This is a genomic window from Paenibacillus anaericanus (assembly GCF_003994475.1).
Classification (GTDB): Bacteria; Bacillota; Bacilli; order Paenibacillales; family Paenibacillaceae; genus Fontibacillus; species Fontibacillus anaericanus.
Window position 1 is genome coordinate 1 of record NZ_RZNY01000027.1, and the last position, 16,603, is coordinate 16,603.

The 16,603-nt window shown below is 44.6% G+C and carries 16 protein-coding genes; all 16 read right to left on the reverse strand.

Annotation, left to right across the window (positions count from 1 at the left end):
- Positions 1-78 precede the first annotated feature (78 nt).
- Complete coding sequence (locus tag EJP82_RS22485) at positions 79-828, reverse strand: M23 family metallopeptidase (protein ID WP_127194318.1); 750 nt, start codon at positions 826-828, stop codon at positions 79-81.
- A 77-nt stretch (positions 829-905) separates the two neighbouring features.
- Positions 906-2,738 (reverse strand): stage II sporulation protein D, encoded by a 1,833-nt coding sequence (spoIID, locus tag EJP82_RS22490; RefSeq protein ID WP_246054396.1) that lies wholly within the window; start codon positions 2,736-2,738, stop codon positions 906-908.
- A gap of 515 nt (positions 2,739-3,253) precedes the next feature.
- Positions 3,254-4,597, reverse strand: a complete 1,344-nt coding sequence (gene murA / locus EJP82_RS22495) for a UDP-N-acetylglucosamine 1-carboxyvinyltransferase (RefSeq protein ID WP_127194319.1) — start codon at positions 4,595-4,597, stop codon at positions 3,254-3,256.
- Positions 4,598-4,879: 282 nt separating this feature from the next.
- Positions 4,880-5,131 (reverse strand): DUF1146 family protein, encoded by a 252-nt coding sequence (locus EJP82_RS22500; protein WP_127194320.1) that lies wholly within the window; start codon positions 5,129-5,131, stop codon positions 4,880-4,882.
- Between the two features lie 521 nt (positions 5,132-5,652).
- A complete protein-coding gene (locus EJP82_RS22505) occupies positions 5,653-6,066 on the reverse strand; it encodes a F0F1 ATP synthase subunit epsilon (protein WP_127194321.1) in 414 nt (137 codons plus the stop codon).
- Positions 6,067-6,126: 60 nt separating this feature from the next.
- Positions 6,127-7,527: a F0F1 ATP synthase subunit beta gene (atpD, locus tag EJP82_RS22510; protein WP_127194322.1), complete on the reverse strand. Its 1,401-nt coding sequence runs from the start codon at positions 7,525-7,527 to the stop codon at positions 6,127-6,129.
- 30 nt (positions 7,528-7,557) lie between these two features.
- On the reverse strand, positions 7,558-8,418 hold the full coding sequence (gene atpG / locus EJP82_RS22515; RefSeq protein WP_127194323.1) for an ATP synthase F1 subunit gamma: 861 nt from the start codon (positions 8,416-8,418) through the stop codon (positions 7,558-7,560).
- Positions 8,419-8,683: 265 nt separating this feature from the next.
- On the reverse strand, positions 8,684-10,201 hold the full coding sequence (atpA, locus tag EJP82_RS22520) for a F0F1 ATP synthase subunit alpha (RefSeq protein WP_127194324.1): 1,518 nt from the start codon (positions 10,199-10,201) through the stop codon (positions 8,684-8,686).
- Positions 10,202-10,216: 15 nt separating this feature from the next.
- On the reverse strand, positions 10,217-10,765 hold the full coding sequence (locus EJP82_RS22525; protein WP_127194325.1) for a F0F1 ATP synthase subunit delta: 549 nt from the start codon (positions 10,763-10,765) through the stop codon (positions 10,217-10,219).
- Positions 10,762-11,253 carry a F0F1 ATP synthase subunit B gene (atpF, locus tag EJP82_RS22530; RefSeq protein ID WP_127194326.1) on the reverse strand — a complete coding sequence of 164 codons (492 nt, stop codon included), beginning with the start codon at positions 11,251-11,253 and terminating at the stop codon, positions 10,762-10,764. The genes EJP82_RS22525 and atpF overlap by 4 nt, the downstream gene beginning before the upstream one ends.
- Before the next feature lie 102 nt (positions 11,254-11,355).
- On the reverse strand, positions 11,356-11,574 hold the full coding sequence (gene atpE, locus EJP82_RS22535; protein WP_127194327.1) for a F0F1 ATP synthase subunit C: 219 nt from the start codon (positions 11,572-11,574) through the stop codon (positions 11,356-11,358).
- A 90-nt stretch (positions 11,575-11,664) separates the two neighbouring features.
- Positions 11,665-12,432, reverse strand: a complete 768-nt coding sequence (atpB, locus tag EJP82_RS22540; protein WP_127194328.1) for a F0F1 ATP synthase subunit A — start codon at positions 12,430-12,432, stop codon at positions 11,665-11,667.
- Between the two features lie 34 nt (positions 12,433-12,466).
- Entirely contained in the window at positions 12,467-12,844 is a 378-nt protein-coding gene (locus tag EJP82_RS22545) for an ATP synthase subunit I (RefSeq protein WP_127194329.1), read from the reverse strand.
- Positions 12,845-13,071: 227 nt separating this feature from the next.
- Positions 13,072-14,238 (reverse strand): non-hydrolyzing UDP-N-acetylglucosamine 2-epimerase, encoded by a 1,167-nt coding sequence (gene wecB, locus EJP82_RS22550; protein ID WP_127194330.1) that lies wholly within the window; start codon positions 14,236-14,238, stop codon positions 13,072-13,074.
- 15 nt (positions 14,239-14,253) lie between these two features.
- Positions 14,254-14,883 (reverse strand): uracil phosphoribosyltransferase, encoded by a 630-nt coding sequence (gene upp, locus EJP82_RS22555; protein WP_127194331.1) that lies wholly within the window; start codon positions 14,881-14,883, stop codon positions 14,254-14,256.
- Positions 14,884-15,303: 420 nt separating this feature from the next.
- Positions 15,304-16,596 (reverse strand): ABC transporter substrate-binding protein, encoded by a 1,293-nt coding sequence (locus tag EJP82_RS22560; RefSeq protein WP_127194332.1) that lies wholly within the window; start codon positions 16,594-16,596, stop codon positions 15,304-15,306.
- Positions 16,597-16,603 lie beyond the last annotated feature (7 nt).

Consider the following 16,603-nt stretch of genomic DNA (forward strand, 5'->3'; position numbering starts at 1 on the left):
TTCTTAATTTTTGGACCTATGCTTTAACTTAATGACATTGAGCATGAGCTCTCCGCTTCTTCATCTCACCCAAAGATTTTATTTCTTCGGAAGCACAGATGTAGGATTGATCAATTCGTTATTCTCATACACTGCAAAGTGTACGTGATTACCAAGTTCCTTCTCCTGCTCGTTATGTCCGGAAGTTGCAATGGAATCACCTTGCTTCACTTCGGCATTCTGCTTCACCTTTACATCCGATAAACTTTCGTATACCGTCTTCAGGTTATTAGCATGTGTAATCTCCACAACATAGCCGAGTAACGGATGCTCTTCAATTCGTGTAACCTTACCGCTTAGCGCAGCCGTTACTTCGAAAGATTTGTCATCTCCGCGCGCCAGATCAATTCCGGTGTTCGGTGTAAAAGTATCTTTGTACTGCACAAGAGCTGCCTGATGATCCTCGGCTGAACCATCCTTCTCATAGAACGGTTTGACAATAGCAACATCGGCTACCTTCGCGACAGGCCATGCCAGATCTTCGTAACTAGCTAACGTCTCAACTGCGGCACCATCCTTGCCATCCTCTTGACCCAGCGCATCGCTGTTGCCTGGAAGATTCAAAGAGTCTGTAACACTAGCGGGGGTCGATTCCATCGGCTTTTGAGCAGCATCCTGGTAGACCCACACTAAAGTTAGTATAATTGCCGCTGCCGCTACATACGCTGCCGGATAGACCCATCTTTTCGACAACAGTCTTTTCCATGCGGATACCGGTGCTATCGGCTCTCCCAATCCTTTTTTAGGAGATTCCTCATGGGATTTGTTTTTTTGATTTTGTTCATTCATTTTGTCATCACCTCAGTAACCAGTGTTACCGGGTCCAACTCTTTTATACTTCGTTTATATCATTTTTTTTAAAAAAGTTAATTTTTAAGTATAAGCGAGGTTTGCCGAAAAGATATTCCCGTATAATAGTGTTTGAGAATTTGCGTGCTAGTATACCCCTCTTTTGCCATACCATTGGCGCCCCACTGGCTCATCCCAACCCCGTGTCCATACCCGTAGGTCGTGATATTCACATTCTTACCATCCAATTTGAATGTAAACTGACTAGAGCGAAGTTTCAGCTTCTCTCTTACTTCTCGGCCTGTAAAAATCTCGCCGCCAATAGATATGCTCTTCACCTTACCTCCAGATGTAAGTGATAGAATCTTGATTAATTTATTCATAGTGAGTGTCTCTTGCTTTGCACTTGTTGTTGCTGGGAGTGCTGGCGCTCGCAAACCCAACTTCCCGAACATTTCACTTAATGGTAGTGTTATTGTCTCTTTATAATGAGGATTAATTTCCGCCTCCCATGGGCTAGGCACGCTGCGAAGGTAGGGGATTTGGGATGTCCAGTATTCTTCCGAGTTTTCGGTATATCCGCCGCTAGCTGAGAAAAAGGACGCGGTTATCGGTTCACCCCGATAAGTCATGATCATTCCACTAGTTTCTCTGACGGCTTGTTGCAGCTTGGCCAATTGCTCGGACTTACCACTCTTCACCCACCCGCGCAGATCTTGCTTAGATAGATACGCCTGATGGGCAACTGTATCAGTCACATCCGCATCAAGTGTGGGAACACCGCTAGAATCACCCGCTACCAAACGGCGAGCAATAAAGGTGCGAGCCGCAATAGCTTGCGCTTTGAGAGCCTCCAATTCAAAATCGGCTGGCATTTCAGCGGCGAGCACCCCTGTCACATATTGCTCTAATGGCAGGATTTCTACGACACCCCTGTCTGAGAGATAGACGTGTACGGAAACCGCAGATGCCGCTGGCGTGAAAGCTGAGGGTATGAAGTTATATCCGCCGACAGCGGGATTACCGAGAGCGGATGGATCAAGGGTGATTGAGCCGAATGTGTGTGGACCAAGCGCTGTTGGATCAAGAGCTGATGAGCCGGGAGTGAGTGGGCCAAGAGTTGTTGAAGCAAGGCCCGATGTGCCCGGAACGAGTGAGTCAAGTGCTGAAGGCAAATGCTTCTGTGGTGCGGCGGATTGTGCCGCAGGGTCTACGGGCATTGTGGCCGGTGGCGCAGCCCGGCCAGTGAGCAGCGCCGGCAGCAGCACGGCGAGCGCAGTTAGCGCAGCCACAGCGGCGGCGAGCTTTCCGAGGTTCCTTCCGCGTAGGCGGAAGGAACCTCGGAGCGGAGCACGCGCGGGCACGTGGTAGCCGGGCGGCAGTGGCCGCAGTGCCGGCAATGTCGGCTGCGCAGGCGCTGCTGCGCTGATGGGTGCCGCCGCTGGTGCGGTTGCCCGCACTGGTGTTGGCTGTGCCGGCACGGTGAGCGGCATAGCCTGCTCGCCGGCACCCGCATCAGCTCCAGCTCTGGGCTGATCTATGCGCCGCTCTACAGATTGCACCGCCCGCAAATGCGTCGACTCGGCACTCTTAGGTTCACCGAGCACACGTGATGCTTGCGAATCCAGCGCTACATTTGGATGCTCCTGCGAGAATTGCTCTTCCCTTTTCTTCGGGGTATCTCTCTTACCCATACTATGAGATTGACCCGCTTTAGCAACTTCATACTCACTTAGACCATTAATCCTGCTACTAGCCTTTAATAGAGATGTATCTGCAACTGGCTCCTTCCGGCTCTCTACCTTTGAACGTTGAACCTTATTTTCATTTACAGAGACTATAGGCCCGATAGGCTCTTCATTTCTACGAGCTGCCAAGTTTATTTTTAAAAGAGAGCCCTCTTGTTCCATGTCGTTAATTACCTCCATCCAATTCATGGTGCAGTTACAGGACCCCATTCTACAAGGTATCAGGTAACCCTAGCGTTTAAGATCCTTATATCTTTTGTCCGCTATACTTATAGATATGAGTTTCTCTCTTTTGCTAGAACTCAAAATCGACTCTTACCGCGCCCAAATAGATACTAATTGCATAAAGTAGTAACTATACTTTTTACAACTATTAAAAGGTCACCTACATTTCCATAAAATTAACTGCACTCTATGCAACTATTCTTTCGAAGCAACAACGGACCCTACCAAATACTATTCAATAACTTATCCTAGCCGCTCATGCCTCTCACAGCCTCCAATATAAATAAGACCAGTCGCAGATTCCGACTGATCTCATATCGAGTGTTCCAAAGCCCATGAATACAAGCAAAAGACCATGCCAGGTGGCATAGTCCTTCGTCTAATTTCTATAATAGTTATAATTATTTCGGATGTTCAAATGATCAATACAACAGTCCTTGGACTATTGAGAGTTACGCCCAAGTCGGTTGAATCTTAAGGACAGGTCTTTCCTCATGTTGAGGCAATTGCACCTTGGTAGATTCAGCTACTGGCTCATCCATTGTGATGCGCCAAATATCAGCGCCCAATCCAGAGAGTTTCTCGGCCAAATGTACATAACCCCGATCAATATGGTGTGTTCCGCTAACTTCAGTTGTTCCATCCGCCACTAAACCAGCAATAATCAATGCCGCACCTGCTCGTAAATCAGTAGCACACACTTTAGCACCGCTTAGTTTAGCACCACCCGTAACAATAGCTCCACGGCCTTCAACCTTGATCTCTGCATTCATCAAACGGAATTGATCGACATGCATAAAGCGATTCTCAAACACGGTCTCAGTGACTACGCTCGTGCCTTCTGACACCAGCAACAACGCCATCATTTGTGACTGCATATCTGTCGGGAAACCTGGATACGGAAGTGTTTTGACATCGACAGCTTTCAGTGGCTTATCCGCACGTACACGGATACCGTTCTCTTGCGCGTCAATACTAACACCCATTTCCTCCAGCTTAGAAATAACAGGTCCTAAATGGTCTGCTATAGCCCCTTCTACAAACACGTTACCACCAGTCATAGCGGCAGCGATCATAAAGGTGCCTGCTTCCACTCGGTCAGGAATAACTGTATGCTCTACTCCGCATAATTTCTCTACGCCTTCAATGCGAATAACTCCTGTTCCTGCACCCCGCACAATAGCCCCCATGCCGTTCAGGTAATTAGCCAGATCGACAATTTCAGGTTCCTTTGCTGCGTTCTCAATAACAGTTGTTCCTTCAGCTAAAGTCGCAGCCATCATAATATTCTCCGTTGCACCTACGCTTGCTACATCCAAATATACCTTAGCGCCACGCAAACGGCCTTTTGTCTTCGCTTCAATGAAACCTTGACCGAGATTAATCTCCGCGCCCATAGCCTCAAAGCCCTTCAAATGCTGGTCAATCGGTCTCGTACCGATAGCACAGCCTCCTGGCAATGAGATCCGAGTATAACCCGTTCGAGTTAACAAAGGACCCATGACAAGAAAAGACGCCCGCATTTTCCGCACCCATTCGTACGGTGCTTCACAAGAAGCGATATTCTGCGCATTAACCGTAATGACTTCACGGTCATATGTAACGTTCGCTCCTAGTGATTCCAACACTTTATTAATGGTCATTACATCATCAAGGGGAGGTGCATCACGAATAATGCTGATCCCATCCTCACCCAATAGCGATGCTGCAATGATCGGTAGCACTGAATTTTTAGCTCCGCTAACTTTAACGTTCCCGGCCAAAACATTGCCACCGCGGACGATAAATTTACTCATCTTGTTTCCCTCCGCGCGTTCATTTTCATCTGATCCTCTAATTTTAAAAAAGAATATTCGTTCATTCACTAAATTTCATCATATCATTAGTCAATTCATGCGCACAAAGTTCCACTACAGTAGAAAAAGAGCGCATGTTGGAGGAAATCATCCTCCCCTAAAACATACATTCAAATAACGTGTAATAATCCCTATTCTCATTGTTGACACAATGATTTGATGTTATTCGACATTTTCTTAGACTAACATAGTCTAACACACTTTAACCAAAAGACTTAGGTATTAAAACAAGTACCGTAGCAATTGTGTGTATCCCATGTAATCCATAATGAAGGAGGCAACAAAATGCCCAAGTACCACAGACAACAGCAACTGAAGTAATTTGCCCTGTGGACCCTTCGGATGACGAACAAACAAATCAAGTTTTAAATTTTGCAAGGCCCACCAAGACAAAGCGATGCAAACCAGTGAGATGAGAATAGCTGTAAGGCCACTCACACCGACCGAAGCAGGTAATGATTCGACTGGACTCACATGTTCTTCCTCCCTGTCACGTTTATATTTATGCCGCTAACCTTGAATCGGTTAACACTCACACTAAATATATTGGTCAGCAATCTGTAAAAATATAGACCCTATTTATCATACTTGCCATAGTGACAATAATCCAGCTTTTCTTTTAAATGAAAGGGTTTTCAATTGAATATATCAAAAAAACTTTTTTTCAAATATTGAATTGGGTAAATATGAACATACGATATGAGGAAAAGTGTTCCAAATATATAGGGTTTAAGCGGGGCTTTCCTAGTTATAAACATGCATCCAAAACTTTAATACTTCGCTGTAACGTTAACGTAAAATCGATATTGCTATAGTTATCATTTGCATTATTAGTAGGTTCTACACAGGATGTTAAATGTCCTTCATTTACCAGTTCCAATTTGATAGGAAATGTTGCCTATTAATCTCCATTAAATTTATAAAATTCTCGAAAAATCTTCCTTTACAGCAAAAAAGCCGAACACCTTATAGATGTCCGACTTTCATTTCTTACACTATTTCTTAGTGTTGCTCGATACATTAATCCGGGTTATAGCTCTTTGCAGTGCGAGTTCAGCACGACGATGATCGATGCGATCCTGATTGCCCCGAGCAGACAAGCGGCGCTCAGCACGTTCCCGGGCAGCAATAGCCCGCTCGACATCAATCGACTCCGGTAATTCTGCGCTCTCCCCAAGAACAATCACTTTATCGCTCTGTACTTCGACAAAACCGCCGTGTACTGCGATCGAAATGATTTTTCCCCCGACTTTAGCCACAATAGGAGCGACTTGAAGTGGTGTCACAAGTGGAATATGACTTGGTAGAATACCAAGCTCTCCTTCGATCCCGCGGACAGTCAAACTGTCCACTTCATGTGAGAACACCACACGCTCTGGTGTGACGATTTCCAATAAAAAGGTGCTCATATTCATCCCTCCTGTTCGTGGGACAGTTCATTTCTGAAGCATCCGCCTTGACGGTGCGATTTACAGCGTTTTTGCTTTCTCCACAGCTTCTTCAATCGTACCTACGAAGAGGAATGCTGCTTCTGGAAGGTTGTCGTGCTTACCATCCAAAATTTCCTTGAAGCTACGAACGGTTTCAGCGATCGGAACATATTTCCCTTTCAAACCTGTAAACTGTTCTGCAACGTGGAACGGTTGCGATAAGAAACGCTCAATCTTACGTGCACGTGCAACGAGCAAACGGTCATCCTCAGATAATTCATCCATACCAAGGATGGCGATAATATCCTGAAGCTCTTTATAACGAGCCAGTAGTCGTTTAACAGCTTGAGCAACATTGTAGTGCTCTTCGCCTACGATTTCCGGTGCCAACATCCGGGAGCTGGAAGCTAGTGGATCCACGGCAGGGAAAATCCCCTTCTCGGAAATCTTACGCTCCAAGTTAGTCGTTGCATCAAGGTGAGCAAACGTGGTAGCTGGAGCCGGGTCAGTATAGTCATCCGCAGGAACGTAGATCGCTTGGATCGAAGTAACAGAACCTTTCTTCGTAGAAGTGATCCGTTCTTGCAGTTGCCCCATCTCTGTAGCAAGTGTTGGTTGGTAACCTACCGCAGACGGCATCCGTCCAAGAAGGGCTGAAACCTCTGAACCTGCTTGTGTAAAGCGGAAGATGTTATCGATGAAGAGCAACACATCGCGGCCTTCTTGATCGCGGAAGTATTCTGCCATCGTCAGACCCGTCAAGGCCACACGAAGACGCGCACCTGGAGGTTCATTCATTTGACCGAACACCATGGCTGTCTTATTGATAACGCCTGAGTCTGTCATTTCATGATACAAGTCGTTACCTTCACGAGTACGTTCACCTACACCAGCAAATACAGAAATACCGCCATGCTCCTGTGCGATATTATTGATTAGCTCCTGGATTGCTACCGTTTTACCTACACCGGCACCACCGAAGAGGCCGATTTTACCGCCTTTTGCATAAGGTGCCAATAGATCGATAACTTTAATTCCAGTTTCCAAAATATCAGATTGTGTAGACAACTCTTCAAATGAAGGGGGTTGACGGTGGATCGGATTTCTAGCATCCGTTGCCACAGCACCTTTGTTATCAATCGTTTCTCCTAGTACGTTAAAGACCCGACCTAGGGTCGCTTCGCCTACAGGGACGGAAATCGGTGCTCCTAAATCCAAAGCTTCGGTTCCGCGCACAAGGCCGTCCGTTGTGGACATAGCGATACAGCGTACCAGATTGTCTCCCAGGTGGTTAGAAGCTTCTAATATTAGCGCTTCTTCACCAGCCTGCGCGTCTGGTTTCACAATTTCAATAGCGTTATATATTTCCGGCAATTGTCCACGTTGAAATTCAACGTCAACGACCGGACCCATTACGCTAACAACGCGTCCTTTGTTCATCTTTGTTTCCCTCCTAGAAAGTCCCTACTATTAGCTCTGCGCGTTCGCTCCGGCGACAATTTCCGTGATTTCCTGGGTAATTGCCGCTTGACGAGCACGGTTGTAAGTCAAGGTAAGCTCGCCGATCATTGTCGTCGCATTCTTCGTTGCACTGCCCATTGCTGTCATCTTCGCGCCAAGTTCACTCGCTTTGCCTTCCAAAAGGGCGCCGAATATAAGGGTCTCCGCATATTTCGGCAACAGAACTTCTAATACACCTTCAGGAGACGGCTCATATTCATAAGTTGCAGACACTCCATGTTGATCAACACGGTCGAAAGGTAGTAAACGATCGACGGTTGGTACCTGAGTGATCGCGTTAATGAATTTGCTATAGCAAATATAAACCTCGTCATACTCTTCCTCTTCGAAGCCTTGAACAGCTGCGTAAGCTAGAGATTTGATGTCAGCAAATCTGGGTGCATCGGACAATTCGGTAATTTCACTCACAACGGGAAGGTCTCGGCGATTGAAATATTCCCGACCTTTACGTCCAATTACGAACAATCCATATTCCGACTTAGAAGAATGACGGCTATGCAACTCATCCATTACCTTGCGGAGAACGTTAGCATTGTAACCTCCAACAAGACCACCGTCAGACGTAATTACAATATAAGCGGTACGTTTCACTGGACGAGAGACCATCATAGGATGCGAGATGCCCTCGCTACCTGCTGCAATGCTAGAAACAACCTCTCTCAACTTCTCTACGTAAGGCCTAGAAGCTTGGGCTTTCTCCTGCGCTTTTCTCAGCTTGGCTGAAGCTACCATCTCCATCGCCTTCGTAATTTGACGGGTGTTCTGAATGCTCTTGATCTGACGTTTAATTTCGCGAATCCCTTTTGCCATGATTTCACCACCTCAAAGTTTTGGCTGGGGCCAAAACTAACTTCGAAAGCATAATCCTAAACTTTGGTTAGAGACCAAAGTTAACTTCGAAAGCATTCACTAAGTTTTGGCTGGGGCCAAAACTAACTTCGAAAGCATCAACTATGTTTTGGCTGGAGCCAAAACGGATATAAACATTATAGAAACTTAGGTCATAGACCCTTGAACATAGATTACATCACTAAGAACCGGCATTTCAGCACCGTGCCAAAGCCGGTTCATAGAATTATTTTGCAGAAGTTGCAAAACCTTTTTTGAACTTCTCAATGGCTTCCTTCAACTTCGCTTCATTATCAGCAGTCAAGTCTTTAGTATCCGTAATTGATTTCAGTACTTCAGCATACTGACTCTCTATAAAGGACAAGAATTCAGCTTCGAAGCGATGTACGTCAGCCAATGCGATATCGTCCAAATATCCCTTAACGGCAGTGTACAGACTAAGCACCTGTTTCTCAACCGGAAGTGGTTGATTCACGCCTTGTTTCAGGATTTCCATCATCCGGGAACCACGAGTCAAACGCGCTTGCGTTGATTTGTCGAGGTCGGAACCGAATTGGGAGAACGCTTGAAGTTCACGATATTGAGCCAAATCCAAACGGAGTGTGCCCGCTACCTTCTTCATCGCTTTGATCTGAGCAGAGCCCCCTACCCGGGATACGGAAATACCGACGTTGATCGCCGGACGTTGACCGGAATAGAATAGATCGGATTCAAGGAAGATCTGACCGTCTGTAATCGAGATAACATTCGTCGGAATGTACGCCGATACGTCAGAAGCTTGTGTTTCAATGAACGGCAACGCCGTAATGGATCCACCACCAAGCTCGTCGCTCAGTTTAGCTGCACGTTCTAGCAAACGGGAGTGCAAATAGAAGACATCCCCTGGGAATGCTTCCCGACCCGGTGGACGACGAAGCAACAAGGACAATTCGCGGTAAGCCGCTGCTTGTTTAGATAAGTCATCATAGATGATAAGTACATGCTCGCCTTTGTACATAAAGTACTCGGCCATACTAACACCAGCATAAGGAGCGATGTATAGAAGTGGTGACGGATCCGATGCGGCAGCCGTTACGACAATCGTATACTCAAGAGCTCCATGACGGCGAAGCGTTTCAACTACGTTAACAACCGTGGACTGTTTCTGTCCGATAGCTACGTAAATACATTTCACGCCGTTACCTTTTTGATTGATAATTGTATCGATGGCGATCGCTGTTTTACCTGTTTGACGGTCACCGATAATGAGTTCCCGTTGACCACGGCCAATTGGAACCATGGAGTCAATTGCTTTAATCCCTGTTTGCATCGGCTCGTGTACCGATTTCCGGTCGATAACACCCGGTGCTTTGTTCTCTACTGGACGGAATTCCGTCGTAGCGATGGCACCTTTGCCATCAACTGGCTGTCCTAGCGGATTCACTACCCGACCAAGCAACGCTTCGCCAACTGGAACCTGCATGATTTGACCGGTACGCTTCACTTGGTCACCTTCGCGAATAGCGGTGTAAGGTCCCAAGATTACAACCCCGACATTACTCTCTTCCAGGTTGAGCGCAAGACCAAAAACGCCATTCTCAAACTCAAGCAATTCGTTTGCCATGGCGTTCTCAAGTCCGTGGACACGGGCAATACCGTCACCAACTTGAATAACGGTGCCGACTTCGGACACTTCAATTTCTGATTTATATTGTTCGATCTGACTCTTAATCAGTGTACTGATCTCTTCAGGTCTGATACTCAAGTGTTTCACCCCTATCTACAGTGCTTGTCTTCGAAAAGACTTCTCCAACCGTTTCAGCTTGCCGGACAAACTGCCATCATACAGCGTATCGCCGATTCTGACCTTCATTCCGCCGAGCAGATCACTATCAACTACATTCAGGACACGGATCTTCTTATTCACCAGTGTACCGAACTCAACCTCGATCGATCGTTTCTCCTCATCAGAGAGAGCATATGTCGAATAGACCGTGGCATTAGCTAGACCTAATGCATCACCTGCGACTTTGATATAACTGTTCAAAAGTTCCGGCAAAACATCGGTTCTTCCCCGTTCTACTAGCAACTTAGCTAGAGAAACTACGGGCACTGAAAGCTTACCTTCCAGTACACCTCCGAGCACTTCCCATTTCGCTGTTTCAGAAATATTCGGACTCACAATGAACTGTTGAACTGCAACATCTTCGCTCATCGCTAATACCAAAGCCCTTAACTCCTGTTCGACCTCCAGTGTACGCCCTTCTTGTGCAGCAATCTCATACATTGCTTTGGCGTATCTTTTGGCTACCACAGACTCCCGGCTCATGATTTTTTACCTACTTCATCCAAGTATTGGTTTACAAGCTTTTCTTGTTCTGCCGGATTGTTCTCGACTTCGCGTTCGATTAACTTCGATGCGATATTTACGGAGAAAGTTCCAATCTCGGTACGAAGAGCTTCAACCGCTTTATTACGCTCACTCTCGATATCACGAACTGCTTCGTTCTTCATGCGCAATGCATCAAGCTTGGCTTGTTCTAGTAGATCATGCGCTTGTTTACTACTGCTTTGTTTCGATTGCTCAATAATTTCAAAGGCATCTTGGCGAGCTTGCTTAAGCGCGTCCTTCTGCTCTTCTACGTAAACGGTCGCTTGTTCTCTCGTTTGCTTCGCTTCATTTAACTGTCCGAGCACCAACTCACGACGTTGCTCCATTACCGCAAAGAGTTTACTGAAAGCAAACTTGTTCAGTAGCCAATAAAGTATTACGAATGCAATCATGGTAATAAGAATATTCTCCCAAAGGATCTTCACCGATGTCACTCCTTTCCGTTAACACAACTGACTTATGTTATAAAAAAGCTCATAAAAGGAAGGCGCGGATGGCATCGGCCCTCCCCGCCAAACCATAATATATTAAGAACCCATGATCATGAACGCGATAACAGTTGCTGCAAGTGGAACTACTTCGACGATACCTACACCGATAAACATTGTTGTTTGAAGTTTATTTGCTGCCTCTGGTTGACGTGCGATCGATTCAACTGTACTCTTTACGATCATCCCGTTACCAAGACCTGCACCAAGTGCACCCAAACCTACTGCAATAGCTGCTGCCAAATACTGTAATCCCATCTTAAATTTCCTCCTTAGATTTGTTCCTCATATTTTAAATATATTAGACCTCACAGGAATCAGCCAAAAGACTGCCCCCTTAAGAGTTTACTAATGCGCTTCTTCTTCGTGAATTGCATACTGTGAAATATAAACCATAGTCAGGATCGTAAAGATATACGCCTGAAGACCGCCTACAAAGATACTGAAAGCTTGCCAAATACCCATAAACGGAATTCCAATGAAGCCTAGCTTGAGAATTACCGAGATTAAGACCTCACCTGCAAATATATTCGCATATAGACGTAGTGCCAATGCGATTGGCTTAGACAAATTCTCAATAATATTCAGAGGTAAGAAGACTGCAAATGGCTCAACAAAGTGCTTGAGATAGTGCTTCCTATTGTTCTTGAGTCCTAAGTAATTCATCAGGACAAACACGACCAAGGCGAGTCCCGCAGTTACAGAAACATCCGCAGTTGGTGACTTCCACCATAAGATCTCAGCATGCTCTCCCCCCGCTAGTCCCCGAGTGGCTTCAATCACTTGTCCAAAGATTGTCTCCTGTTGATGCGCCTCAGTAATAACTCCCAACGGCAATCCCAGAAGGTTGGATACGAATATGAACAAAATCAAGGTCAATCCGAGAGAAATGAACGGTTTGCCTTTCTTCGAGCTCATAGAACTTCCAACGATACCTTGAACGAATTCAACAACCCATTCCATAAAGTTTTGCATTTTGGAAGGATTCTCGACCGACAAGTTGGCCACAGCTAAACGACAAACAACAAATACGATGAGCATACTTACTAAAAGCATCAAAATAGCGGATAAATCCAAGTGAAATCCACCAAGTATGATAACCGGTGATTCATGCATGTGTATGTATTCACCTCTTTTCCAAGTAAGATGTTCAAGATTTGTCTCGGAGTCCAATCACGATTCCAACCGGAATGGTCAATAATTGTGAAATGAACAATCCGATTATAACTCCCATAACAGACACATGCTCTAGCTTCATTGCAATCATAACTACAATTAAGACTAGGCACATTCTGGTAAGAAATCCGAAATTGAATCTTTTGTTATCCTTACCGAGCAAAAACGCAAATAATCCGCGTACCTTAATGGATAAGAATCGGGTATAAAACATTCCGAAAGCAGATCCAAAAATTAAGCCTATAATAATAGGCCTATGATCCGGAAGAAAAGCCCATCCGAGAAACAAAATGGACAACCATATCATCATTATCCGGGATACGGCTCTAACAATGGAGCTCAAATCATCCATCTTGCTCCCCCATAAATTTGTAGATTACGCAATTTTTTCGGCACAAAAAAAACAACATAATATACCTATTTTCTGTGTAAAGTAATACCAACTCATTTTACAGAATGTGACGACTTTTTGTCAATGAAAGCGTTAAAGCAAAAAAACTTGAATTTTATAACAAATATCACAGAAAAATTAAAGAAACCGTACAGTACAACTGTATGCTATCTAGTTAAAAAACACAATTATTCTTGCGTTCCATTTGTGAACTTTCTGTGAAAATTCTCAGGACGTTCGCTTACCAATCCGAAATGGTGAAGAATAGCATTGACAATTCTTTGCGATGCCTTTCCATCTCCGTACGGGTTAGCGGCCCGGCTCATAGATTCATAAGTCCCTCTGTCACTAAGCAACACCTTAGTCCGCTCATACACCATCTCCTCATCCGTGCCTACAAGTTCCAACGTACCTGCCTCTATACCTTCAGGACGCTCTGTCGTATCGCGTAGCACAAGTACAGGAACGCCAAAAGATGGCGCTTCTTCCTGCATACCGCCAGAGTCCGTAAGTATAAGATAGGTGTGAGCGTAAATATTATGAAACTCCACCACATCAAGAGGCTCGATAAGTTTGATACGGGGATGATTCCCCAAAGTTTCATAGGCGGGCTGTCTCACCGCAGGACTAGGATGAACCGGATAAACAATCGCTATATCTTCAAATTCATCAGCGATTCGCTTGATTGCACGGAAGATATTCAAGTGCGGTTCTCCTTGCGATTCACGGCGGTGAGCCGTCATGAGAATAAGCCGCTTTCCGGCGGCCCAATCCAGCACGGAATCACTATAACTCGGCTGTACTGTATATTGAAACACATCAGTAACCGTGTTGCCTGTGACATATATACTTGACTCAGCCTTATTCTCTTTCCTTAAATTACCAGCAGAAACCTCCGTTGGAGCAAAATGTAAATCTGCAAGGACACCTGTCAATTGCCGATTCATCTCCTCAGGAAATGGTGACATTTTGTTCCAGGTCCTAAGTCCTGCTTCTACATGCCCAATTTTGATCCCTTGCAAAAATGCAGCATAACTTGCTAGGAAAGTTGTCAGAGTATCCCCATGGACTAATACAATATCAGGTCTCGCTTCACGTAGAACGTTCTCCAAGCCCTGCAGTACACGTATCGTAATTTCATTTAAACTCTGGTTAGGTTTCATTACATCTAGATCGTAATCTGGAACTATTTTAAACACATCAAGAACCTGATCCAGCATTTCACGATGTTGCGCCGTAACGCAAACAACGGATTCAATGTGCTCTGGATGCTTCTCCAGTTCAAGAATCAGCGGAGCCATCTTAATGGCTTCAGGCCTAACGCCGAAGATCGTCATTACCTTAATTTTTGACATGGTATAGTCCTTCCTTTATTTCGTTCCGTATAGTCTGTCACCAGCATCACCAAGACCAGGAATAATATACCCGTGTTCGTCTAAACGTTCGTCCATTGCAGCAACGTAAATATCTACATCCGGATGAACTGCGTGCACGGCTTTTACACCCTCTGGAGCTGCAATAAGATTCATCATTTTAATTTGTGTACAGCCACGTTTCTTGAGTGCGTCAATCGCCGCGATTGCAGAACCACCTGTTGCCAGCATCGGATCAATTACAATGAGTTCTCGCTCTTGAACGTCAGTCGGTAGTTTAATGTAATATTCGACTGGCTGCAGGGTCTGTGGATCGCGGAACAAACCAACATGTCCAACCTTTGCTGCTGGAAGCAACTTCAAGACGCCATCCAGCATCCCAAGTCCTGCACGGAGAATCGGAATGAGACCTAACATCCGTCCAGATATAACTTTTGCCTGCGCCTCAGCAACTGGTGTCTGTACCGTAATCGATTCAAGAGGGATATCTCTTGTAATCTCATAAGCCATTAGCGTGGCGACTTCATCCACCAATTCACGAAAATCCTTCGTGTTGGTTCGCATATCGCGAATGAAAGTCAGTTTGTGTTGAATTAAGGGGTGATCGCATACCACCAATTTTTCCATAGTTTGTCCCTCCGGTAATTATACTAAGTCTTCTTTTCGTCTAATGATGTCCAAATCCTATTTATTATATCACTGTCGTTTTATGATTGCTACGAACTGTCACATCATATAGACTTCTGCTTTCGTGGATCTAACGACAAATTGTGCATCTAGTATTAAGAGTATTAATTTACCGTCATACCCAGTAGAAATACCCAGAATATTCATTACTCCCCAGAAAATCGTTTATCCAATACTTACTGCCCACGCCCTTCAAACTATGGTGGTTTCTTTAGTAGATGAACAAGCTGTAATAAAGACAGACATAAGCAGGATTACTGCTAACCATTTTGTTAATCGCTTACACATTGAATAGCACCCCCTATTAATTCGGAACGATCTCAAACAATAAACCGCGGAGGACTCCGTTATGATGGCCGCCTACTTCTTGTCCAATAATTGCTGTCCACGCTCCTGCATCGAGGCCATCGCCTCGTCAAGAGATTTAGCATCAACCATCACAGCTTTACCTTCGGAATTGATAATTCCTCTTATATTCCCGTAAAATCCCTTTGGAAGTAGTTCGTAATCGACAAAAACACTACTCACATCAGGTTTCAAATAATAAAAAGCTTCCATCCGTTTTCCCTCTGGGTTATACGTGTATTCCGTTCGAGTTGGGACATAAAATCCAGGTGTCTTTGATTTTGCCTTGGCGAATTCATCGCTGTGGACAAACTTGATAAACTCCCATGCAGCCTGTTTCTGTTCCGATTCGGCGTTGATCGACATACAACCACCAATGGTGAAATATTGTGATGTATCACGACTGGACTCATTTACAGGTGCTGTGGCCAACTCCCAATTCAAATGGAACTTGTCCCCTTTCTCTTCTTTGGCCCAGTTTATCTTATTATTGATGTAATAGTAGTAATCCACTGTCATAGCGCTGGTTCCAGTAATAAAGGGATCATATACCTCAAATGTATCAATGTCTGGTAACACGACTGCCTTCGATTCATACGCATCCATGATCACATTAAATAATTCCTTATAGGATTCCGTGTTAAGCGTTACCTTCATATCTTTGACGTTGACTTCGTTTAGATGCTGACTCAAAGACATATTTTCAGCAAGAACAGAAAAGTTTTGCATATATAGGCCACTCACCCCATCCTCTGCCGGGAAACGTTTAGCAAGTTGAATAAGTTCTTTCCATGTCATTTGATCCTGCGGATAAGGAATGCTGTACTTGTCGAACAAATCCTTATTGTAATAGATAGCTTTACTTTGAAACTCTGATATCAATCCGTATAATTTACCTTTTCCTAATTGTTTAAGATAATCTACAATTCCTGGGTGAATTCCATCCAGGTTAAATTTATCATCAATAATAAGTGTATTGAGGTCATACAAAACGTCTTCCTGAGCCAATTGTTCATATTCCTTCAGCGAAAGGGTAAAAAGATCCGGTTTCTCTTTCTCAATTACCTCTTTAAAATTAGTAGAAGTATAATTAACCACCTGAAGTTCGATATTAGGGTATTTAACTCGGAACATGTCACCATATTCTTTCATAAAATAGTCTTGATCTGCATTAGTCATCACCTTTAGTGTAGCTTTCATCTCTGTATCGCCTTCATATTGGATCGTTTCTTTGCTGGATGAGCAGGCTGTAGAAAAAATCATTAAAAATATGATCCCAACTATTATTACCCCTGTTCTTTTATTCAAAATTTCT

Coding starts and splice junctions, on each gene's coding strand:
- EJP82_RS22485 (WP_127194318.1), bottom strand. CDS start 828: ATGAATGAACAAAATCAAAAAAACAAATCCCATGAGGAATCTCCTAAA.
- spoIID (WP_246054396.1), bottom strand. CDS start 2,738: ATGGAACAAGAGGGCTCTCTTTTAAAAATAAACTTGGCAGCTCGTAGA.
- murA (WP_127194319.1), bottom strand. CDS start 4,597: ATGAGTAAATTTATCGTCCGCGGTGGCAATGTTTTGGCCGGGAACGTT.
- EJP82_RS22505 (WP_127194321.1), bottom strand. CDS start 6,066: ATGAGCACCTTTTTATTGGAAATCGTCACACCAGAGCGTGTGGTGTTC.
- atpD (WP_127194322.1), bottom strand. CDS start 7,527: ATGAACAAAGGACGCGTTGTTAGCGTAATGGGTCCGGTCGTTGACGTT.
- atpG (WP_127194323.1), bottom strand. CDS start 8,418: ATGGCAAAAGGGATTCGCGAAATTAAACGTCAGATCAAGAGCATTCAG.
- EJP82_RS22525 (WP_127194325.1), bottom strand. CDS start 10,765: ATGAGCCGGGAGTCTGTGGTAGCCAAAAGATACGCCAAAGCAATGTAT.
- atpE (WP_127194327.1), bottom strand. CDS start 11,574: ATGGGATTACAGTATTTGGCAGCAGCTATTGCAGTAGGTTTGGGTGCA.
- atpB (WP_127194328.1), bottom strand. CDS start 12,432: ATGCATGAATCACCGGTTATCATACTTGGTGGATTTCACTTGGATTTA.
- EJP82_RS22545 (WP_127194329.1), bottom strand. CDS start 12,844: ATGGATGATTTGAGCTCCATTGTTAGAGCCGTATCCCGGATAATGATG.
- wecB (WP_127194330.1), bottom strand. CDS start 14,238: ATGTCAAAAATTAAGGTAATGACGATCTTCGGCGTTAGGCCTGAAGCC.
- upp (WP_127194331.1), bottom strand. CDS start 14,883: ATGGAAAAATTGGTGGTATGCGATCACCCCTTAATTCAACACAAACTG.